This window comes from Pseudidiomarina planktonica, assembly GCF_900177775.1.
Taxonomy (GTDB): domain Bacteria; phylum Pseudomonadota; class Gammaproteobacteria; order Enterobacterales; family Alteromonadaceae; genus Pseudidiomarina; species Pseudidiomarina planktonica.
Genome location: NZ_FXWH01000001.1, coordinates 393,999 through 415,649 on the forward strand (window position 1 = coordinate 393,999; position 21,651 = coordinate 415,649).

The following is a 21,651-nucleotide window of genomic DNA, read 5'->3' on the forward strand; positions in this document are numbered from 1 at the left end:
CAACCATTAGAGGAATTTTATTGTGGCTCGAAAAACTTCGATTGAGCGCTACCGCAATATCGGTATCGTAGCTCACGTAGACGCAGGAAAAACGACCACGACCGAACGTGTGTTGTTCTATACCGGCTTATCTCACAAAATTGGTGAGGTGCACGACGGTGCAGCAACAACAGACTGGATGGCCCAGGAACAAGAACGTGGTATTACTATCACGTCTGCTGCGGTAACGTCATTTTGGCGTGGTATGGATGCACAGTTCCCTGAACATCGCATCAACATCATCGACACCCCAGGTCACGTTGACTTTACCATTGAGGTAGAGCGCTCGTTACGTGTACTGGATGGTGCCGTTGTTGTTCTGTGTGGTTCTTCAGGTGTGCAGCCGCAAACTGAGACTGTATGGCGTCAAGCAAACAAATATGAAGTACCACGCATGGTATTCGTCAACAAGATGGACCGTGCCGGCGCTGACTATTTGCGTGTTATTGAACAGCTGAAAACTCGTCTGGCAGCAAACCCGGTACCAATTCAATTGGCTATTGGCGCTGAAGATGAGTTCAAAGGCGTAGTCGACTTGATTAAAATGAAAGCTATCAACTGGAACGAAGCTGACAGCGGCATGACCTTCACTTATGAAGCCATCCCTGCAGACATGGTTGATGATGCTGAGCATTACCACAACGAATTGGTAGAAGCTGCAGCAGAAGCTAACGACGAGCTGATGAACAAATACCTTGAAGAAGGTGAATTGACTGAAGCTGAAATCAAAGCTGGTTTGCGTCAACGTACATTGAATAACGAAATCGTTCTGACCCTGTGTGGTTCTGCGTTTAAGAACAAGGGTGTTCAGGCAGTACTAGATGCTGTTATTGAATACTTGCCAGCACCGACAGAAGTTAAAGCGATCCGCGGTATTCTTGATGATGAGTCAGAAGGCGTGCGTAAATCTGACGACAACGAGCCGTTCTCGGCCTTGGCGTTCAAAATCGCAACTGACCCATTCGTTGGTACTTTAACCTTCTTACGCGTCTATTCAGGCGTTGTGAAGCAAGGTGATACCGTTCTGAATACCGTTAAAGGTAAGCGTGAGCGTATCGGCCGTATGGTTCAGATGCATGCGAACGACCGTCAGGAAATCAAAGAAATCCTGGCTGGCGATATCGCGGCAGCTATCGGTTTGAAAGATACCACCACAGGTGACACTCTGTGTGATCCGAATAACATCATCACACTAGAGCGGATGGAATTCCCAGAACCTGTAATTTCTATCGCGGTTGAGCCGAAAACTAAGGCTGACCAAGAGAAAATGGGTATCGCACTAGGTAAACTGGCTGCAGAAGATCCGTCATTCCGTGTTAAAACGGATGAAGAAACCGGTCAAACGATCATCTCTGGTATGGGTGAACTTCACCTTGATATCATTGTTGACCGTATGAAGCGCGAATTTAACGTTGAGTGTAACGTTGGTAAGCCGCAGGTAGCTTACCGTGAAAGTATTCGTCAGAAAGTGGAAGTTGAAGGCAAGTTCGTACGTCAATCAGGTGGTCGTGGACAGTTTGGTCACGTCTGGTTACGTCTTGAACCAATGGAATTCGACGCCAGTGATGACGATACACCTAACTACGAATTCGTTAACGAAATCGTTGGTGGTGTGGTTCCTAAAGAATATATCCCGGCAGTAGACAAGGGTATTCAGGAACAGATGACAAACGGTGTGTTAGCCGGTTACCAGGTACTGGGCGTGAAAGCGACTCTGTATGATGGTTCTTTCCATGACGTCGACTCTTCAGAAATGGCGTTCAAAATTGCAGGTAGCATGGCGTTCAAGAAAGGCGCATTACAAGCTAAACCTGCTCTGCTTGAGCCAATGATGAAAGTTGAAGTTGTTACTCCGGAAGATTTCATGGGTGACGTTGTAGGCGACTTGAACCGTCGTCGTGGCATCATCGAAGGAATGGAAGATGCTCCGGGTGGTTTGAAAGAAGTGCGTGCACAAGTTCCGTTATCAGAAATGTTCGGTTATGCTACTGACCTGCGTTCGCAGACTCAGGGCCGTGCATCTTATGCAATGGAATTCTTGAAGTACGCTGAAGCTCCAAACAACGTTGCTGAGCAGGTTATTGCTGCTCGTAACACTAAAGATTAAGTAGAGTCTGGTCCGATCTTTTAAGAGGATCGGACTTTTAACTTAAGTTAAGGAAAAGTCATGTCTAAAGAAAAATTTGAACGTTCGAAACCGCATGTGAACGTTGGTACGATTGGCCACGTTGACCACGGTAAAACTACACTGACTGCTGCAATCACGTCGGTATTGGCAAAAACCTACGGTGGTTCAGCGCGCGCATTCGATCAAATCGATAACGCTCCAGAAGAAAAAGCGCGTGGTATCACCATCGCGACTTCACACGTTGAGTATGACACGCCAGCGCGTCACTACGCCCACGTAGACTGCCCAGGCCACGCTGACTATGTTAAAAACATGATCACTGGTGCTGCGCAAATGGACGGCGCCATTCTGGTAGTAGCCGCGACTGATGGCCCAATGCCACAGACTCGTGAGCACATCCTGTTGTCACGTCAGGTAGGCGTACCATTCATCGTCGTATTCATGAACAAATGTGACATGGTAGACGATGAAGAGCTGTTAGAGCTGGTAGAAATGGAAGTACGTGAGCTGTTAAGCGAATACGACTTCCCAGGCGACGACCTGCCGGTAATTCAGGGCTCAGCTCTGAAAGCCCTGGAAGGCGACGAAGGCTACGAGAAGAAAATCATCGAGTTGGCAGAAGCACTGGATTCATACATTCCAGAGCCAGAGCGTGACATCGATAAGCCGTTCATCATGCCTATCGAAGACGTATTCTCAATTTCAGGCCGTGGTACAGTAGTAACGGGTCGTGTTGAGCGCGGCATCGTGCGTACTGGTGACGAAGTAGAAATCGTTGGTATCAAAGACACCACCAAAACAATCGTAACGGGCGTAGAAATGTTCCGTAAACTGCTTGACGAAGGTCGTGCAGGCGAGAACATCGGTGCGTTGTTGCGTGGTACTAAGCGTGACGACATCCAACGTGGTCAGGTACTGGCGAAGCCAGGTACAATCACTCCGCACACTCAGTTTGAAGCGGAAGTGTATGTACTGAGCAAAGAAGAAGGCGGCCGTCATACTCCGTTCTTCAAAGGCTACCGTCCACAGTTCTACTTCCGTACAACGGACGTAACTGGTGCTGTTCAATTACCGGAAGGTGTTGAAATGGTAATGCCTGGCGACAACCTGAAGTTTGTGGTTGAGCTGATTCACCCAATCGCGATGGACGAAGGTTTACGCTTCGCAATTCGTGAAGGTGGCCGTACCGTAGGTGCAGGCGTAGTATCAAAAATCATCGCTTAATTGCCGATAGATTTTCAAAAAGGCTCCCAATTGGGGGCCTTTTTTTATTCGTTTTTCAAAATGAAACGACACTATACGTCGCAGATGGCCGCATTCTGGTTGACTTTTAGCGCTCATCGGACAAGTATATGAAGTCCTAATTTCAGGCGAGAGGCACTGTGGCGATTCTTAGTAGAACCTTGGTGTTATTGATCTTAATGCTAGGGTCACCAAAAGCTATTGCAGACGAACCCATTGATGTTTACGTGGCTGCGTACGAGTTTCCGCCGTTCTACTCAAAAGAAATGCCCAGGAATTTAGTTGGCGAAATGATCACTTCGTTGAACTTTATGCAAAGCAACTATCGCTTTATTCTGCGTGAAGTACCCGTAACAGCTCGCTACCAGGCTTTATCTCTAGAGGGCTGCTGTGATGTCATGTTTTTCGAAACGCCCGAATGGGGTTGGTCACAGGGCGCTACCCGGCATAATATTGATTTAGGCGTTACCACTCCTATAATGCGAGGTAGTGAGCGTTTTGTGATGCACAAGCGTGAAGGCATTAAGGATACCGACTTTTCCGACTATCAGAACAAGCGAATTGGCGGTATGGCTGGCTATCATTATGGATTTACCGGCAAACGCACGACCACTGATTTACTTGAGCGTGAGTATGGTATGTACCTGTCAAATTCTCACATGACGAATATCCGGATGTTGATGAATGACCGGTTGGATATGATCATGCTAACCGATGAATTTATTGCTTCGTTAGAAAACACCGAGTACTACGACAAATTAGCGTTCGCACCAGAGCCGGATAGCAGCTATACGCTGTCTATGCTGGTGAATAATGACAAAGCTATTGATGTGCACATTATGAGCGATTTGTTAAAGCAGCTGAACGCGGAAGGCGAACTGGATGCACTGTTTCGAAGCTTTAACCTAACCTCGTTCCAAATCCAGGCGCCGTTCCAGAATACCGATAGTTAGCACCCACTTCGCTGGTACTAATTAGTTTACAGAGGATTAGTAAACGCTTAGGCCCAGTTCGGTAGCTACTTTGCGAATCATTTCCATACCCCGTACCGAATTACCGTAGCTATTCAACGGCGGGCTCCAGGCTGCAATCACGCCATAGTCCGGAACTATCGCTACAATACCACCACCAACACCGCTTTTTGCCGGTAAGCCAACGGTAAATGCGAAGTGCCCCGACTGGTCATACATACCGCTGGTGCTCATCAGCGCATTAATACGCTGGGCTTCGCGGTGACTGGTAATACGTTTACCACTAAACGGGCAAGTGCCGCGGTTGGCCAGAAAAGCCAGACTGCGAGCCAGACCCTCTGTCGACATGGTTAACGAGCATTGCCAGAAGTAATGATCCAGTACTTCGGTAACGTCAGCTTCGATATTGCCGAAGCTCTTCATCAAATAGGCTAGTGCGGAATTGCGGCTACCGTGTTCGAGTTCCGACTGATGAACCCGGTTATCGGCCTGTACATGGTCGTCACCACAAAGATTACGAACCATGCTCAGTACTGCAGATTTACTAGCGGAATAGTGGCTCACCAGTACATCGCTCACTAAAATAGCACCGGCGTTAATCATGGGATTACGCGGAATGCCTTTTTCCCACTCCAACTGCACAATGGAATTAAAAGGCTGACCGGAAGGTTCCATTTGCACGCGTTGCCATAAGTCATCGCCAACCCGTTCCATGGCAAGCATCAAACCAAATACTTTAGAAATAGACTGAATTGAAAATTGAGTTTGCGAGTCGCCCTGCGAGGTAATTTGCCCGTCCAGAGTTGCCACAGTGAGCGCGCACTGGTCTGGGTTTACCTCAGCCAGTGCCGGAATATAGTTGGCAACCACGCCCTCGCTCAGCTTCTGCGCCTGCTCATGCACGCGCTTCAGTAGTGATTCGAGATTGTCCGGCGCGTTGATCTGTTGGCCGCCACTCATTATCTCCTGACTCAATTTCGCACTCCTGTTAACTCTGTGGCTACTTGGAACCTTTGTTGGTAAGCATAGGCGTTAAGAATCGCGCTGTATGTGAACGCTCACATTCGCTGATTTTTTCTGGTGTATCACTAAATAAGATTTCACCACCACCGGCACCACCTTCAGGACCCAAATCAACAATCCAGTCGGCGGTTTTTATCACATCCAGATTGTGTTCAATAATCACTATGGTATTGCCATGGTCACGTAAGCGGTGCAGCACAATCAAGAGCTGCTGAATGTCGTGGAAGTGCAAACCTGTGGTTGGCTCATCCAGAATATACAAAGTTTTACCGGTATCGCGCTTGGACAGCTCGCGTGATAGCTTCACCCGTTGTGCTTCACCACCCGACAAGGTCGTAGCCGACTGGCCCAAGCGGATGTATGACAAACCTACATCCATTAAGGTTTGCAGTTTGCGGGCAATGGCAGGCACCGGCTCAAAGAATTCACGGGCATCTTCCACCGTCATGTCCAGCACTTCATTTATGTTCTTGTGCTTGTATTGAATTTCCAGAGTTTCGCGGTTGTAGCGTTTACCTTTACAAACATCACAAGGCACATACACATCAGGTAGGAAGTGCATTTCTACTTTGATCATGCCGTCACCCTGACAGGCTTCACAGCGACCGCCACGTACGTTAAAGCTGAATCGACCCGGCTTATAACCACGTGACCGGGCTTCTTCAACGCCGGCAAATAACTCACGAATTGGTGTGAATATGCCGGTATAAGTAGCCGGATTTGAACGTGGCGTACGGCCAATTGGGCTTTGATCAATATCGACCACTTTATCCAGATACTGCATGCCGTCTACAGAAGTGTAAGGCGCAGGTTCAGTCACAGTGGCACCGTTGAGTTCGCGGTGTGCAATGCGGAATAAGGTGTCGTTAATCAGCGTTGATTTACCAGAGCCAGATACGCCGGTAACACAGGTCATCACCCCAATAGGTAACTTCAGGGTCACGTCTTTTAAGTTGTTACCTGAAGCACCACTTAGGGTAAGCCAATGTTTGCCCGGTTTGTGGCGTGTTGCCGGCACATCAATTTGCTTGCGGCCAGAAAGATAATCCGCAGTCAGTGAATTCTCACTTGCCAGAATTTCTTCGTAGGTACCTTGTGCAACAATTTCACCGCCGTGAACACCAGCGCCCGGACCAATATCAATCACATGATCAGCTGCGCGAATGGCGTCTTCGTCATGCTCTACCACAATCACGGTGTTACCCAAATCACGCAGGTGATTTAGGGTTTTGAGCAAACGTTCGTTATCACGTTGATGTAAGCCAATGGACGGTTCGTCCAGCACGTACATAACGCCAACTAAGCCGGCACCAATTTGACTGGCCAGGCGAATACGCTGGGCTTCACCGCCGGAGAGGGTTTCAGCACTACGCGACAAGCTGAGGTAGTTCAGGCCTACATTGACCAAAAAGCCCAAGCGGTCATTTATCTCTTTCAGAATCTTTTCGGCAATTTGCGCCCGCTGACCTTCCAGTTGTAAGGTCTCAAAAAATTCCAGTGCGGCGCCAATAGACTGATCAACAATTTCCGGTAGGGTGGTGTTTTGCACAAACACATGGCGCGCTTCCTGACGTAAGCGCGTGCCGTGACAGCTTTCACACGGCTGCGATGCCAGGTATTTCGATAGCTCATCACGCACTGCCGACGAATCCGTTTCGCGGTAGCGGCGTTGCATGTTTGGAATAATGCCTTCAAACGGGTGATTGCGTACCACCCGGTCGCCACGGTCATTCATGTAGCTAAATTCAATCTCTTTGCGACCGCTGCCATATAACACCACTTTTCGAATTTCTTCAGGCAGTGAATTAAATGGCTGATTCAAATCAAACTTGTAATGACGGGCCAGCGACTGCAGCATTTGATAGTAATAGAAGTTGCGCTTGTCCCAACCACGAATGGCACCGCCGGTTAGGCTCAGCTCAGCGTTGGTAATCACGCGTTCCGGATCAAAGAACTGCTCAATACCCAAACCATCGCACGAACTACAGGCACCCGCTGGATTGTTAAATGAGAATAAGCGAGGCTCAAGTTCCTGCATGCTGTAACCGCAATGCGGACAGGCGAAGTTGGCAGAAAAAATCATGGCGTCCAGCTTGGACGTTTTCTCCATCGGCGCTACTACCACGGTACCACCGGTTAGCTCCAGCGCGGTTTCAAAGGACTCGGCCAAGCGCAGTTCCAGGCCTTCACGCACTTTAATGCGGTCAACTACTACTTCAATGGTGTGCTTTTTCTGCAGTTCCAGCGTGGGTGGATCGCTTAAGTCACAAATCTCACCGTCAATGCGCGCCCGGATAAAGCCTTGCGCTGCCAGGTTTTCCAGAACTTTGGTATGTTCACCCTTGCGGTCCTGAATAATGGGCGCCAGTAACATCAGCTTTTCGCCTTCTGGCAGCGCCACAACCTGATCAACCATTTGCGATACGGTTTGCGCGGCCAGAGTTACATCGTGAGTAGGGCAGCGCGGTTCGCCAACGCGGGCAAACATGAGTCGCAAGTAGTCATAGATTTCGGTAATAGTACCCACGGTAGAACGCGGGTTATGCGAGGTTGATTTTTGCTCAATCGAAATCGCCGGAGATAAACCTTCAATGCTATCCACATCGGGCTTTTCCATCAGCGATAAAAACTGCCGCGCGTAAGCCGACAAGGACTCAACGTAACGCCGCTGACCCTCCGCATACAAGGTATCAAACGCCAGTGATGATTTGCCGGAGCCGGAAAGACCGGTTATTACGATAAGTTTGTCACGCGGAATAGTCAGGTGGAGATTTTTCAGATTATGGGTGCGAGCCCCACGTACTTCAATCTTATCCATAGTCAAACTCGAAGCTCCGTTGGTTTAAAATGTCAGTCATGAAACGTCACTGGTTAAGCGTAAGTCAGAAAACGTAATCAGTCATTATCGCACAAGCACCCACTTCTGGTACAATCGCGATTCTATTTTAATAGCAGTACGAGAATTCCAGCTGAAATGACCACCCAACCACCATCACATGCAATGACCGCAACCGAACGCAAAGCGGCCGCAGCGTTAGCGAGCGTGTTTGGGCTACGCATGCTCGGGCTGTTCTTAATTCTGCCGGTAATGGCTATTTATGCGCCCTTGTATCCGGATTACCAGCCATGGCTGGTAGGCCTGGCAATTGGAGCTTACGGTTTAACCCAGGCCTTTTTACAAATCCCGTTGGGAATGTTGTCCGATCGTATTGGCCGGCGGCCCGTTATTGTTGGTGGCTTATTGCTATTTGCACTCGGTAGTGTGGTAGCTGCGATGGCCGATACCTTAACCGGCGTTATTATTGGTCGTGCCTTGCAGGGCACCGGTGCTATTGCCGCTGCAATTTTGGCACTGGCTGCCGACGTTTCCCGTGACGAACAGCGAGCCAAAGTAATGGCTACTATTGGTATGTGTATTGGCTTGGCCTTTGCACTTGCGTTGGTGCTGGGGCCGGCACTTGGCGGTATCATTGGTTTACGCGGCTTATTCTGGGTAACAGCGGTCAGTGCCTTGTTGGGTATTGCAGTGTTGTTATTGTTTTTACCGAAAGTGGTTACCCGCAGCTCCAGTAGAGACATAGTGCCGGTTCGTGCCGAGTTGCGTGGGCTGGTCACTCAGCCGCAATTACTACGCCTGAACCTGGGCGTGTTTGTATTGCATGCGTGTTTAACCGCCTGGTTTGTCGCCATACCAACGCTGCTGACAGCCAGTGGTTTAACGATTGCAGAACACGCCTGGATTTACCTGCCTACGCTGGTAGCCTCTATTGCCATTATGGTGCCGCTACTTATTATTGCGGCACGTAAAAATGTGCAAGTACCATTCTTCCGGCTGGCTATAGGTTTGCTGATGATAGCGGTAGCTATGGTCGTTTTTTCGCATACGACATGGCTGTGGTTGGCGGTGGCATTGGTGATTTTCTTCGCCGGATTTAATTATTTAGAAGCCAGCTTACCAGCGCTGCTAACCCGCATGGCACCAGCCGGCAGTAAGGGCAGCGCTAGTGGAATTTACGCAACTTTTCAGTTCTCGGGTGCCTTTGCAGGTGGCGTGCTCGGTGGTTTAGTTGGCCAGTATTACGGCAATCCGGGTATTGGGATTTTCTGTCTGCTACTGCTAGTATGTTGGGGTTGTGTCACCCTAGGCATGCGGGTACATTCTCAACATAAGAATTTAGCGTTCAACACCACCAGCTTGGATGCCACCAAAGCCGAACTTCTCGTCTCGCGCATAACTGCGCTGGCAGGCATTGAAGAAGCCCGGGTGGTAGTGGCGGAAAGCATGGCTTATGTAAAAGTAGATCAACGCGAATACGATGCTCAGGCGCTTGACGCGCTGTTGCAAGAATTTCAAAGTTAACAACTAAAATAAGCAGTATTTAACAAGGAGACAGGCATGGCCAGTCGCGGCATTAATAAAGTAATTTTGATTGGCAATTTGGGTGCCGATCCGGAAATTCGTTATACCCAGAACAGCACCGCGATTGCGAACCTGTCAATTGCGACCAGCGAAACCTGGAAAGACAAGCAAACCGGCGAACAACGTGAACAAACTGAATGGCACCGTTGTGTGGCTTATCGTCGTTTGGCTGAAATTGCCGGTGAATATCTGAAAAAAGGTTCTAAAATTTATGTGGAAGGTCGTCTGCAAACACGTAAGTGGCAGGGGCAGGATGGCGTAGAACGTTACACCACCGAAATCGTGATTAATGAACTGCAAATGCTGGACGGTCGTCCGGGCGGCCAGCAGGGCAACTACGGCAATCAACCGTCAAATCAAGGCCAAGGCGCACCAGCGCAGTCACGTCCACAGCAAGCGCCGGCTCAGCAAGGTGGTTACCAACAACAACCACAACAACAGCCGCAGCAGCGTCCGGCACAGCAGCCAGAACCAGAGCCGTTTTCACCAGACAACGACTTTGACGACGATATTCCGTTCTAACCAAAATTTCGTTTAAAGATAATAAAAAGCCCTGTTTTTACAGGGCTTTTTTGCACAGCCTAGCGGAGAGCTGATGATTCCTTTATCCATTTTAGATTTAGCCCCGGTTGCAGCGGGCAGCAGCGTGGTCGATAGCTTTGCTGCCAGCAAAGCCCTGGCGCAAGATGCCGACTCACTCGGTTATCATCGTTACTGGCTGGCTGAACATCACAATATGCCGGGCATTGCCAGCGCCGCTACGTCGTTATTAATCAGCCATTTAGCGGCAGCCACCTCGCGTATCCGGTTAGGTGCCGGTGGCATTATGCTGCCGAACCATTCACCTCTGGTGATAGCCGAGCAATTTGGCACTCTGGCTACGTTATACCCTGACCGCATTGACTTAGGCTTAGGCCGGGCGCCGGGTAGTGATCAGGCTACAGCGCGGGCATTGCGGCGGCATAAAGTGGAAAATGAAGCACAGTTCCCGGCCGATATCGCCGAGTTACAGCAGTATTTTGCTGAAGCCAGACCAAATCAGTCAGTGCAGGCCGTGCCGGGACAAGGGCTGAAGGTGCCGTTATGGATACTGGGTTCAAGCCTGTATGGTGCGCAATTAGCCGCTCAGCTTGGCTTACCCTACGCGTTTGCCTCACATTTTGCCCCAGGCATGATGCAGCAGGCAGCAGAACTGTACCGGCGCGAATTTAAACCCTCGGCACAGCTGGATAAGCCTTATCTGATGCTGGCGCTGAATGTGTTTGCCGCAGACACTGCCACTGAAGCCAAACGGCTGTTTAGCTCGCTGCAACAGCAGTTTGTTAACCTGACACGAGGTACACCGGGTTTGCTGCCAGCACCGGTGGATAGCATCGACAGTATTTGGCAACCGCATGAAAAAGCCTATGTAGAAAGCGCACTGGCTTGCTCAGTGGTCGGCGATGCCGCTTCGGTACAACAAGATATACAAGATTTTATCGCCAAACATAATCCGGACGAGCTGATGCTGACCAGCATGATGCATGACCCTGCCGCCCGGCAACACAGCTATCGCATAGCAGCAGAGCTTATTAGCCGCTAAACGCACTGGCCAGGTCTTTGCCAGGTGTCTGAGCACGTCTCTAAGCAAACAGGCTATTTGGTCTTGAATCGACTCACAAGTTGACCCAGTTCAACGCTGTTTTTGCTGAGGTCCCGGCTCACTTCAGAAACCTTTATATTTGCCTCCTGATTGGCGTGTGAAAGATCTGAGATATCGGTGATGTTCTCGTTCAGATCTTTCGTCACGCGACTTTGTTCATCGGTCGCTGCAGCAATCTGTATGTTCATACTGGAAATATTGGCTACCGCTTCTTGAATTTGGCTGATTGCTCGTTCAGCTTTCAATGCTTCTTCGTTGGTCGATTCAGAACGATGTTCTACATCACTAATAATCTGGCTGACCTCTTTAATCGCACTCTGGATAGTCTCGACAATAGAAGATATTTCATCGGTCGAGTGCTGAGTTCGGGTAGCTAAGGTTCTGACTTCGTCTGCAACAACCGCAAAACCGCGTCCGGCATCGCCAGCCCGAGCGGCTTCAATAGCGGCATTGAGAGCCAATAAATTGGTTTGTTCGGCAATGGCAACGATAACACCCAGGATATTGCCAATTTTGTCTGACCCATCTTGTAACAAACGGGCTTTTTCTCCGGCTTTTCCGAGTTCGGAAGTGAGTGCTTCAATGTTGTTAACGGATTCGCGCACAATAATGGCGGAACGTCCGGCCTCTTCATCTGCTGTATTTGCTGATTCGGCTGCCTGGCGGGCATGATCGGCTACTTCTGCAGCGGATGACGACAATTCAGTAATAGCTGTGGCTATGGAGCTTGTTTGCGCAGTCAGGTCGTCACTCTGACGGCTACTGGTAGCAGATAAGTTCGTTAGCTGACTGGCAGCTTCACTCTCACTGTGAGCGCATTCCTGAACACTCTGCACCAATTGCCGAATTTTGTGCACAAAGGTATTGAATGAGGTGGCTAATTTAGCGAGTTCATCGGAACCCGAGTCATCGAGCCGCTGAGTTAAATCGCCTTCCCCTTCAGCAATATCAAACATGGCATTATTAATCGTTTTTAACGGGCGGGTAATACTGCGGATAATCAAAACAAATACGAACAGCAGAGGAACGGCCAGAACTGCAGCTAAACCGGCTAATTTGAAAAACTCCTGCCACAGCATACTGGTAATATTGTCGGTGTACTGGCCTGTTCCCATAATAAGGTTCCAGGGTTCAAACACGCGAATTCGGCTAATTTTCGGAACCAGGTCGTCTGCGTTACTCCCTTTTTGCCATATGTACTCAACGGTAGCACGGCCAGCAGAGCGTGCTTTTTGAACCATTTCCTGAAACAGTCGGGTGCCTTCTGGATCTTCATAGTTGGTGACATCCTGGCCAACTAATTGCTTAGAAAAAGGATGCTGCACCAAAACACCGTCGCGGTTCAGCGTAAAAACATACTCTACGCCCTCGTATCTAATGCTATCGAGACGGGCATAAGCTTCAGATCGAGCTTCAGATTCACTTAGGTTACCATTCTGATATTCCTGATGGTAATGGCTGACTATGGTATGCGCTGTATCAAGTACGGCGTTGAGTTTGCGTTTTTCTTCTTCAACCAAAAGATCGTTTAGAATAAATATCATAAACGCCACCATCAGAGCTGTCCCTAAAGCGGCAATGCCTAGTAATGAAACGAGTCTCTGCGTAATACTTAACTGCTGTATGATCTTCATTGATAATCCTTAGTCAGCCAACAAAAAGCTTATGTATTAGGCTATCGGCAGCTTACAAATTACTTACAGTAATAAAGTAGAGCACGAATCAATAGTTTGCCTCAGAATTCGCCTCTTGTTTTGCTCGTGCCAGTGCAGACTCAGAAAGCCCCGTCTAGCGGGGATTTTTTCATGTGGGCGTGACTCTGTGTTAGGGTGAACTATCCTTACAGCTTAGGCGTAAGCTAGAACACATACAGAATCAACCACAAGGAGAAGGCCAGGTGAAAGCATCAGATTTAATGGTGAAAACGCTGGAAAATGAAGGCGTTGAATACGTATTCGGCATTCCCGGTGAAGAAAATCTGGATTTACTCGAGTCTTTGGCACATTCCAACATACAACTTATTGTAACCCGTCATGAGCAGGGGGCGGGCTTTATGGCCGCAACTTATGGACGGCTTACTGGTAAGCCCGGTGTTTGTATGGCCACCTTAGGCCCGGGGGCTACCAACTTAGTCACCCCGGTTGCCTATGCGCAGCTCGGCGCTATGCCTATGGTGGTTATAACCGGACAAAAACCAATTCGTGACCGTGCCCAGGGCAAATTTCAGATCATTGACGTGATTGATATGATGAGCCCTATTACCAAATACACGGCGCAGATAATTAGTGGCTCCAGTATTCCCGCACATGTGCGGGAAGCTTTCCGGGCTGCGGAAGAGGAGCGGCCGGGTGCTACTCATCTTGAATTATCCGATGACGTTGCCGCCGAGAGTGTTGAAGTGGATCCTATTGAGCCCAGCCACTTTCGTCGCCCGGTAGTGGAAGACAAGTCCGTTCGTCACGTGCTGGAACTGCTGCGCGAAGCTAAGCATCCGTTATTGCTCATTGGTGCTGGCGCAAACCGTAAAATTACCGCCAAAATGTTGCGCGCTTTTGTCGACAAGGTAGGCATTCCATTTGTGACCACCCAAATGGGTAAAGGCGTGATTAATGAAGACCATCCGTTATGGATTGGCAACGCCGCATTGTCAGACGGTGACTATCCGCATCGGGCACTTGAACATGCGGACCTCATTTTAAATGTGGGCCACGACGTAGTTGAAAAGCCACCCTTTATGATGCGCGCCGACAATGGCAAGAAAAAAGTGGTGCACATTAACTTTCAGGCGGCACAAGTAGAGCCCGTTTACTTTCCTCATGCCAGCATGATTGGTGACATCGGCAACAGCATCTGGCGCTTGAAAGAAGGTATAGAGAAGCAGCCACACTGGGACTTCAGCTTTATGCTGAAAGTGCGGGAGAGCTTGCGTGATCACACCAATGAAGGTGCGCACGACAATACCTTCCCGGTGCTGCCTCAGCGTCTGGTTGAAGACGTTCGTTCGGTAATGCCCGACGACGGGGTTATTGCGTTGGACAACGGCATTTACAAAATCTGGTTTGCCCGCAACTACGCGGCACGCCAGCCAAATACTGTGTTGCTGGATAATGCACTGGCATCTATGGGCGCTGGCTTGCCTTCAGCCATGGCGGCCAAACTGGTGCATTCTGATCGTAAAGTTATGGCCATTTGTGGAGACGGCGGCTTTATGATGAATTCGCAGGAGCTGGAAACGGCCGTGCGCATGGGACTTGATTTGGTTGTCGTAATTCTGAATGACAGTGGCTACGGCATGATTAAGTGGAAGCAGCAAGACATGAAATTCCAGGACTTTGGCTTAGATTTTGCCAACCCTGACTTCGTTAAATATGCCGAAGCTTATGGTGCTAAAGGTTATCGCGTTGAAAGTACTGAAGCGCTGGCGCCATTGCTGCGTGATTGCTTAGCGCAAAAAGGTGTTCATGTTATTGATGTTCCAGTAGATTACTCGAAGAATCATCAGCTACTAAATATTGATATACCGAAGCGAAGCGCCGCTTTATAACGCAAGGCTGCGCGGTTTGCATAACACTTTTCCTTAAAAGGGCAATATCTTAGTATATTGCCCTTCTTATTTTGCCAGTGAGTTTATTGTCATGTTGCGATCCAATCAGGCCCCCAAAGCAGTGGTTATGGTGCGGCCAAGTCGATTCCGTTCAAACCCTGAAACCGCGGCCGACAATAGTTTTCAAACCATGCACAGTCAGTCGCGTGGCCGTGAGATTGCCGACGCTGCCTATCGGGAAGTTACCGACTTAGTAAAAACGCTGCGTAACAACGGCGTTATAGTGCATTTATTTGAAGACGACGGCAGTCGTGATACGCCGGATTCCGTATTTCCAAATAATTGGTTTTCTACGCATGTGGGTGGCCATATTGCCATTTATCCCATGTACACCGAAAGTCGCCGCCGCGAGCGCCGCTGGGGTGTCATTGAGCAACTCAAAGCCAATTATCGGGTTCAGGACGTTATTGATTATTCGGGCTTAGAACCCGATCGCATGTTTTTAGAAGGCACTGGCGCTATGGTGCTGGACCATGATGAACGAGTGGCATATACCGCGCGTTCAAATCGCGCTGACCCGGTAATCTTAGAGCGTTTTTGTACGCACTTTAACTACGAACCTATGGTGTTTGATGCCGCCGATGGGCGGGGTAACGTGATTTACCACACCAATGTGCTCATGTGTATTGCCAGCGAGTTCGCGTTGGTTGGTACTCACATGATTACCGACAGCGACCGCCGTAAGGAGGTTATTAACAGGTTGCGTGAATCGGGCCGTGAAGTTATTGAGCTGTCGAATGAACAAATTGGCAAATTTGCCGGTAATGCCATTGAGTTAAGTTCGTCACAGGGGCGAATTCTGGCCATGTCGGCCACTGGCGCGGCAACGCTAACCAAGCAGCAGCGGGCGCAGATAGAACGCAGCGCAACCCTGTTACCCTTGCAGGTGAGTACCATTGAATTAGCTGGTGGCTCAGTACGCTGCATGATGGCCGGCGTTCACCTGAGTAAACGCTAGCCTCAGCCGGACTAACCTAGTCGGTCAGGTTATATGCCATAGCCACCCGGTCAAAGTAATTTAGGGTGCGCTTGGCGTACTCGCGTTTTTCCACATAGTTACCCGGAAAGAAATTCTTCTTAAAGCCGTAGGCAACCATGTCTTTCAGGCGTTTCAATGGTACGTCGAAGTTATTCAGCGCCAGCTCATATTCTTTACTGACTGTAGTATTGGACACTAACCGGTTATCGGTACAAATGACCGTGGCCAGGCGATGGTCGAGCATTTTGCCGAAATTGTGATTCTTAATAGACCCAATACTTGGATTGGTTTGCATATTACTCGTTAAGCACACTTCCACCGCAATGCGGCGGTCGGCAATAAACGAAGCTAACCGCTCGGTGTAGCCCTGTTTGTCAGTAATGCTCTGGTCTTCAATCATATCCGGTGAAAACAGCGAATAGCCATGACCTAAGCGGTCGGCATAACACTGGGTGAGTGCCTCAAAGATACTTTCAGCACCATAAGCTTCACCGGCATGCACAGTTTTTAGTAAAAAGTTTTGATGGGCGTACTCGTACACCTCTTTGAATTCATGCGCCGGATAGCCCATTTCCTGGCCCGCAATATCCAGCCCAACAATGGGCATGCCTTCTTCATCACGCAGGCGCACGCTGGCGCGCACCAGCTCCATGGCGGCTGTTTTAATCACTTGCTTAGATTCAGACTCACGCATCAGTTGAAACAGTTGCGTGTAGTAAGGCGAAAATCCTTTTTTACCAAACATACGCATGGCGCAGTTGATTAAGCCGTATTCAAATTCGGGCTTATCGCCTTGCTGAACAGCTTTACTGCTGTTGTATTCGTCTTTCGCCCGTTTTAACCCGTTGTTGGTGGCATGCATCACCCGATCAAAATCAACTCCGGCGCTAGGGTCCATCAGTAACTGTGGGGCAAACCGCACTTCAATGTAGTTCACGCCCTCTTCCTGGTTATCAATACCGAGTTCGTAGGCCGCTTGTTCCAGGTTTTCTAAATCGCGCAATACCGCGCAGGTATACTGAAAGCCATTCAGGTATTCGCCAAGGTTCTGGTAATTGTCTTTAAACACCAGTTCGCGCAGGCCTTCAACACTGTAGGAGGGCAACTCGATGTTGCTGCGCTTTGCCATCTCAATGAGACCACTGGGACGCAAACTGCCATCTAAATGCAGGTGCAGATCTGCTTTGGGCATGGCGCGAATAAATTCGGGTGAGTAGCTGGTGGTCATGGTGGCTCCTGTGACTGCGCGGGTTATAGTGGGTTTGGTAACCAGTTTAGCGGAAATGTGTTTTGCATTCACCCGCTAAAGTCGCTATAAACAGGCTGTCGTTGCACAACCGAAGTAACCTAAATGGCCTCATTATATTTTACCTATTCCGCAATGAATGCGGGTAAAAGCACTGCATTGCTGCAAGTTGCGCATAATTACGAAGAGCGTGGTCAGCACGTGCTGTTACTAACCCCAGCCGTTGATGACCGTGCCGGGCAAGGCACTATTGCTTCACGTCTGGGCATTCAACGCCACGCGCTGGCCTATACCCGCAACACTGATTTAAAAGCCTTGCTGGAAGCGCGTCATCAACAACATGCCATTGATTGCGTGCTGATGGACGAAGTTCAGTTTTTAACTGAGGCGCAGGTATGGCAACTCACCGATGTGGTGGACACCCTGAATATTCCGGTTATGTGCTACGGCATTCGTACCGACGCGTTCGGTCAAGCGTTTCCCGGTAGTGCGGTATTGCTGGCGGTGGCGGATAAATTAGTGGAAATGAAAACCATCTGCTTTTGCGGTCGAAAAGCAACCATGTCGTTACGGGTGGATGAGCAGGGTAATGCGGTAAAAATTGGTGCTCAGGTGGCTATTGGCGGTAACGAAAAATATGTGTCCTGCTGTCGCAAACACTGGCGCGAAAAATTACTGAGTTAATGTTTCCTTAACCTGCATACATATCAGCTGGCGTGAATCGCTTTTTCCCTAGTTGGGGTATAACCTAGCTACAGGTATTTGTTTTCACGCAGCGGAGAGAAGCTCATGCGGGACCCGAACATTCCGGACAACGAACAGGAACGGCTTCGAGCTTTGTACCAGTTAGATGTTCTGGATACAGAGCCAGAGCAATCGTTCGAACGCATCACTGCGCTTGCAAAAAGCTTATTTGACGTGCCCTCAGTATTAATCTCGCTAATAGATAGCGAGCGCCAGTGGTTTAAATCCAAAGTTGGGTTTGATGCCAGCGAGACAGAGCGCAAAGTATCTTTTTGTGCATATGCTGTTGGTGACGGGAAAACGCTAGTAGTTAAAGACGCTTGCTCCAGTGAGCGTTTTAAAAATCATCCCGCAGTTGCAACCCATGGCGTGCGCTTCTACGCCGGAGCACTCATAACAATTGCCCCCGATCTGCACTTGGGTACCCTCTGTTTGTTCGACTCCAAACCGCATGAATTCTCAGAGCAACAACAACAGTGGCTGGAATCTCTGGCTGAAATCGTGTCCGATGAACTACAATTACGCTACGAATTACAAAACCGGGTGGCCGAGCAGCAACTGTTTGCCGAAGGGCCGGTAGCTGTGGTTATTTGGGACGCGCAACCCGATTGGCGGGTGTTGTATGCGGCGAAAAACATTGACGATATTCTTGGCTACTCAGTAGAGCATGTGCGGCGCCCGGAATTTAATTATTTAAGCTGTGTTTATCACGACGACCGGGCGCTAGTGCGTGAATCCCTTCGACAGCTTTCCACTGGTGAACGCGACCATTGGGAAATTGATTATCGAATTTTAACCCAAGCCGGTGAATTGCGTTGGGTTCGGCAGGTATGCCGGGCCGACCACAATAGCAAAGGCGAGGTTATTCGTATTCGTGGCTACCTGCTTGAGCAGACTCAGCGCAAACAACTGGAAATGTTGGTGCAGGATTCGAATGAGCGTTTTGCACTGGCGCTGGACGCCGGTGAACTCTCGACCTGGGATTGGGATTTAACTAGCGGCCAAATTCAATATAGCGACCGTTGGCACCAGTTACTGGGGCTGGACCAGGATAACTCATCTCCGTATGTTAGAGATTGGCGCGAGCGCGTGCATCCGGCTGACAAAGACATACTAGAACAGGCCATGACAAACCACTTCAGCGGCAACACCGCCAAGATTGATGTGCGTTTTCGACTGCGTCATGACGCCGGTCATTGGGTGTGGATGCATAGCGTGGGTAAGTTGGTAGAGCGTGATGCTACCGGCAAACCAAAGCGGTTAGTGGGTACGCACCGTGATATTACCGAGCAAGTGGAAAACGAAATTGAACGTAATCGGCAACAACGAATTTTAGATTTGTTAAGCGCCATACAAAACGAGTTTCTATTAGCGAAAGACTTCGCCAAAGCCGGCACCCATTTGTTGGACGTGTTATTGGGTGTCAGTGGCAGTGAATTCGGTTTGGTTGGTGAATTCCCGGGCAATTCGCGGCAACGCGATTTATTACTGGTACACGGACTACGTTTGTCATCCGAAACTACAGATGCCACTGAAGGTTATCAGCAACTGGTTCAGCAGGGGTTAGAAGTCACTATTGGCTGTGAAATACTGCAACAGGTTGCGGTGCGTGGCGAAACCCTGATTGAGAATGAGCATTTGGCAACCACGGAAAGCTCCTTATCACCACTGGATTTGCCTGACTTTGAAACTATTATGGCAATGCCCATAGTGTTTAACCGGGAAGTGGTTGGGGTGACTCTGCTGGCGAATAGTGAAGAGGGTTACCGTCGTGAACAATTGGCAATGCTTAAGCCGGTTATGGATGCTTTAGGCACTATGATTTACACCCGCCGCGTGGAAGAGCAGCGGGCCGAGGCTCAGGAAGAATTGAAACGTATGGCCACCACCGATGAACTTACCGGGGTTGCTAACCGCCGAACCTTTTTGCATCAGTGTCGCTCGCACATCGAACAGTTTGAGCGTTACCAGCAGCCGGTAACCCTGATATTGATTGATTTGGATCATTTTAAAAAAGTAAACGACAACTATGGCCATGGTGCTGGTGATAAGGTGCTGCAGTCGTTCACTGACCGCACTTTGGCGCAGTTGCGTGAAGTTGATTTGCTTGGGCGTTTGGGCGGAGAGGAGTTTGCGGTATTGCTACCACACACGACGGAAGCTGACGCGCAGGTTGTTGCTGAACGCATTCGCAAGGCCTTGGCCGACGACCCCGTTATAGTTGGTTCTGATTCTATTGCAGTTACCATGAGTGCTGGGTTGGCTGAATATTCGGTGGCAGACAGTAGCCCTGATAAATGGCTGGCAAGAGCCGACGAAGCTTTATATCAAGCCAAAGCAGCAGGTAGAAATAGCATCGTGGTCGCGCCACAAAAGCGCTAAAAACAGTTTTATTTTTTTGCTATACTCCGGCCTGATTAACCATCCATTGATGCTGGCTACTTAGCTACTGCGAGTATAGAAAAAAGGACCCCCATGGCTGCTGACGTACTTGAAATCCCCGTTCCCGACGATTGGCATGTTCACTTTCGTGATAACGAATTACTGACCACAACGGTTCCCGCGACAGCTGAAATGTTTGGTCGCGCCGTGGTCATGCCTAATTTAGTGCCGCCGGTAACCTCAGTAGCAGCCGCTCTGGCGTATCGCGACCGTATTTTGCACGCGCTGCCGGAAGAAAGCGCCTTTGATCCGCTGATGACCTTGTATCTTACTCAGAACACAACCGTGAGTGATGTTCAGCAGGCAGCCCGTAATTCGCACATTATTGGGTTTAAATTGTATCCGTCGGGGGCTACTACCAACTCGGCAGCTGGAGTTACTTCTATTGCTGACTTAGATGCCGTGTTCGCTGCGATGGAAGAACATCATGTACCCTTATTGGTGCATGGTGAGGTTACTGATCCCGACGTGGATATTTTTGACCGGGAAAAATTATTCATTGAACGCAATCTGGCGCCGCTGGTAGCAAAGTACCCGAATTTAAAACTGGTGTTAGAACACATTACTACCGCTGACGCGGTTGAGTTTGTGAAGTCCGCTGGCAAGAATGTTGGCGCAACAATCACCCCGCAACACCTACTCATGAACCGTAACCACCTGTTGGTAGGCGGCATCCGGCCGCATAATTATTGCTTGCCGATACTTAAGCGCCGCGAGCACCAGTTAGCCCTGCAGCAGGTGGTGTTGTCAGGTAATCCGAAATTCTTTTTAGGCACCGACTCAGCGCCGCATGCGCGCGATCGTAAGGAAGCGCCTTGTGGTTGCGCCGGTTGTTATTCGGCACCGGCTGCATTACCGCTGTACGCCGAGTTTTTTGAACAACATCAGGCGCTGCATTTACTGGCCGATTTTGCCGCAGGTTTTGGCGCTGACTTTTATGGGTATCCACGCCACCAGCGTAAAATACAGCTACAGCGGAAACCTTGGCAGGTAGCTAATAGCATTGACAGCACTGTTGGTCCTATTACCCCATATTGGGCTGGCGAAACGCTACAATGGCAAGTCGTGAAGGCTAGCTAAACGAATTTTTTGATCGGTTTTGCTAATAAAAAAGTGATTCAGGTCGATACTAAAAGTATTCAGAAAAGCATAGAACAGCGTGCAGCAGGGT

General features: G+C 49.4%; 15 protein-coding genes. 11 read left to right on the forward strand and 4 right to left on the reverse strand.

Annotated elements, in window-relative coordinates; genetic code table 11:
* The first annotated feature begins 22 nt into the window (after positions 1 to 22).
* The 3 genes from fusA (at position 23) to CCE91_RS01850 (ending at position 4,362) form a co-directional block, all read left to right on the forward strand.
* Positions 23 to 2,146: an elongation factor G gene (gene fusA / locus CCE91_RS01840; RefSeq protein ID WP_086433556.1), complete on the forward strand. Its 2,124-nt coding sequence runs from the start codon at positions 23 to 25 to the stop codon at positions 2,144 to 2,146.
* A gap of 60 nt (positions 2,147 to 2,206) precedes the next feature.
* Positions 2,207 to 3,391 (forward strand): elongation factor Tu, encoded by a 1,185-nt coding sequence (gene tuf / locus CCE91_RS01845; protein WP_086433545.1) that lies wholly within the window; start codon positions 2,207 to 2,209, stop codon positions 3,389 to 3,391.
* Between the two features lie 158 nt (positions 3,392 to 3,549).
* Entirely contained in the window at positions 3,550 to 4,362 is an 813-nt protein-coding gene (locus CCE91_RS01850) for a substrate-binding periplasmic protein (protein ID WP_086433557.1), read from the forward strand.
* 36 nt (positions 4,363 to 4,398) lie between these two features.
* Here CCE91_RS01850 and glsA read toward each other — a convergent pair whose 3' ends face one another.
* Both glsA and uvrA read right to left on the reverse strand, forming a co-directional pair.
* On the reverse strand, positions 4,399 to 5,340 hold the full coding sequence (gene glsA / locus CCE91_RS01855; RefSeq protein WP_198678014.1) for a glutaminase A: 942 nt from the start codon (positions 5,338 to 5,340) through the stop codon (positions 4,399 to 4,401).
* Positions 5,341 to 5,380: 40 nt separating this feature from the next.
* Complete coding sequence (uvrA, locus tag CCE91_RS01860) at positions 5,381 to 8,221, reverse strand: excinuclease ABC subunit UvrA (protein ID WP_086433559.1); 2,841 nt, start codon at positions 8,219 to 8,221, stop codon at positions 5,381 to 5,383.
* Between the two features lie 156 nt (positions 8,222 to 8,377).
* Here uvrA and CCE91_RS01865 point away from each other — a divergent pair, with 156 nt between their 5' ends.
* From CCE91_RS01865 to CCE91_RS01875, 3 genes are all read left to right on the forward strand, one after another.
* A complete protein-coding gene (locus CCE91_RS01865; RefSeq protein ID WP_234996236.1) occupies positions 8,378 to 9,763 on the forward strand; it encodes an MFS transporter in 1,386 nt (461 codons plus the stop codon).
* 36 nt (positions 9,764 to 9,799) lie between these two features.
* Complete coding sequence (gene ssb, locus CCE91_RS01870) at positions 9,800 to 10,345, forward strand: single-stranded DNA-binding protein (protein ID WP_086433561.1); 546 nt, start codon at positions 9,800 to 9,802, stop codon at positions 10,343 to 10,345.
* A gap of 73 nt (positions 10,346 to 10,418) precedes the next feature.
* Entirely contained in the window at positions 10,419 to 11,405 is a 987-nt protein-coding gene (locus tag CCE91_RS01875) for an LLM class flavin-dependent oxidoreductase (RefSeq protein ID WP_086433562.1), read from the forward strand.
* 53 nt (positions 11,406 to 11,458) lie between these two features.
* Here CCE91_RS01875 and CCE91_RS01880 read toward each other — a convergent pair whose 3' ends face one another.
* Positions 11,459 to 13,099 (reverse strand): methyl-accepting chemotaxis protein, encoded by a 1,641-nt coding sequence (locus tag CCE91_RS01880; protein ID WP_086433563.1) that lies wholly within the window; start codon positions 13,097 to 13,099, stop codon positions 11,459 to 11,461.
* Positions 13,100 to 13,362: 263 nt separating this feature from the next.
* On the opposite strand from CCE91_RS01880, the gene CCE91_RS01885 reads away from it, so the two are divergent.
* Both CCE91_RS01885 and ctlX read left to right on the forward strand, forming a co-directional pair.
* The gene (locus CCE91_RS01885; protein ID WP_086433564.1) at positions 13,363 to 15,009 is read left to right on the forward strand and encodes an acetolactate synthase large subunit; all 1,647 of its coding nucleotides are present in this window, start codon (positions 13,363 to 13,365) and stop codon (positions 15,007 to 15,009) included.
* Positions 15,010 to 15,100: 91 nt separating this feature from the next.
* A complete protein-coding gene (ctlX, locus tag CCE91_RS01890) occupies positions 15,101 to 16,027 on the forward strand; it encodes a citrulline utilization hydrolase CtlX (protein WP_198677991.1) in 927 nt (308 codons plus the stop codon).
* Positions 16,028 to 16,043: 16 nt separating this feature from the next.
* Here the strand turns inward: ctlX and CCE91_RS01895 are convergent, their stop codons facing one another.
* On the reverse strand, positions 16,044 to 17,276 hold the full coding sequence (locus CCE91_RS01895; RefSeq protein ID WP_086433566.1) for an adenosine deaminase family protein: 1,233 nt from the start codon (positions 17,274 to 17,276) through the stop codon (positions 16,044 to 16,046).
* A gap of 123 nt (positions 17,277 to 17,399) precedes the next feature.
* Between CCE91_RS01895 and CCE91_RS01900 the strand changes: the two genes are divergently transcribed.
* The 3 genes from CCE91_RS01900 to pyrC all read left to right on the forward strand — a co-directional run bounded on the left by CCE91_RS01900 (position 17,400) and on the right by pyrC (position 21,560).
* Positions 17,400 to 17,978 (forward strand): thymidine kinase, encoded by a 579-nt coding sequence (locus tag CCE91_RS01900; protein ID WP_086433567.1) that lies wholly within the window; start codon positions 17,400 to 17,402, stop codon positions 17,976 to 17,978.
* Positions 17,979 to 18,083: 105 nt separating this feature from the next.
* Positions 18,084 to 20,420: a diguanylate cyclase gene (locus CCE91_RS01905; protein ID WP_086433568.1), complete on the forward strand. Its 2,337-nt coding sequence runs from the start codon at positions 18,084 to 18,086 to the stop codon at positions 20,418 to 20,420.
* A gap of 93 nt (positions 20,421 to 20,513) precedes the next feature.
* Positions 20,514 to 21,560 (forward strand): dihydroorotase, encoded by a 1,047-nt coding sequence (gene pyrC, locus CCE91_RS01910; protein WP_086433569.1) that lies wholly within the window; start codon positions 20,514 to 20,516, stop codon positions 21,558 to 21,560.
* The last annotated feature ends 91 nt before the right edge of the window (positions 21,561 to 21,651 follow it).

Excerpts from the sequence above, each read along its gene's own strand:
- tuf (WP_086433545.1), top strand. The coding sequence starts at position 2,207 with ATGTCTAAAGAAAAATTTGAACGTTCGAAACCGCATGTGAACGTTGGT.
- glsA (WP_198678014.1), bottom strand. The coding sequence starts at position 5,340 with ATGAGTGGCGGCCAACAGATCAACGCGCCGGACAATCTCGAATCACTA.
- uvrA (WP_086433559.1), bottom strand. The coding sequence starts at position 8,221 with ATGGATAAGATTGAAGTACGTGGGGCTCGCACCCATAATCTGAAAAAT.
- CCE91_RS01865 (WP_234996236.1), top strand. The coding sequence starts at position 8,378 with ATGACCACCCAACCACCATCACATGCAATGACCGCAACCGAACGCAAA.
- ssb (WP_086433561.1), top strand. The coding sequence starts at position 9,800 with ATGGCCAGTCGCGGCATTAATAAAGTAATTTTGATTGGCAATTTGGGT.
- CCE91_RS01875 (WP_086433562.1), top strand. The coding sequence starts at position 10,419 with ATGATTCCTTTATCCATTTTAGATTTAGCCCCGGTTGCAGCGGGCAGC.
- CCE91_RS01880 (WP_086433563.1), bottom strand. The coding sequence starts at position 13,099 with ATGAAGATCATACAGCAGTTAAGTATTACGCAGAGACTCGTTTCATTA.
- ctlX (WP_198677991.1), top strand. The coding sequence starts at position 15,101 with ATGTTGCGATCCAATCAGGCCCCCAAAGCAGTGGTTATGGTGCGGCCA.
- CCE91_RS01895 (WP_086433566.1), bottom strand. The coding sequence starts at position 17,276 with ATGACCACCAGCTACTCACCCGAATTTATTCGCGCCATGCCCAAAGCA.
- CCE91_RS01900 (WP_086433567.1), top strand. The coding sequence starts at position 17,400 with ATGGCCTCATTATATTTTACCTATTCCGCAATGAATGCGGGTAAAAGC.
- CCE91_RS01905 (WP_086433568.1), top strand. The coding sequence starts at position 18,084 with ATGCGGGACCCGAACATTCCGGACAACGAACAGGAACGGCTTCGAGCT.
- pyrC (WP_086433569.1), top strand. The coding sequence starts at position 20,514 with ATGGCTGCTGACGTACTTGAAATCCCCGTTCCCGACGATTGGCATGTT.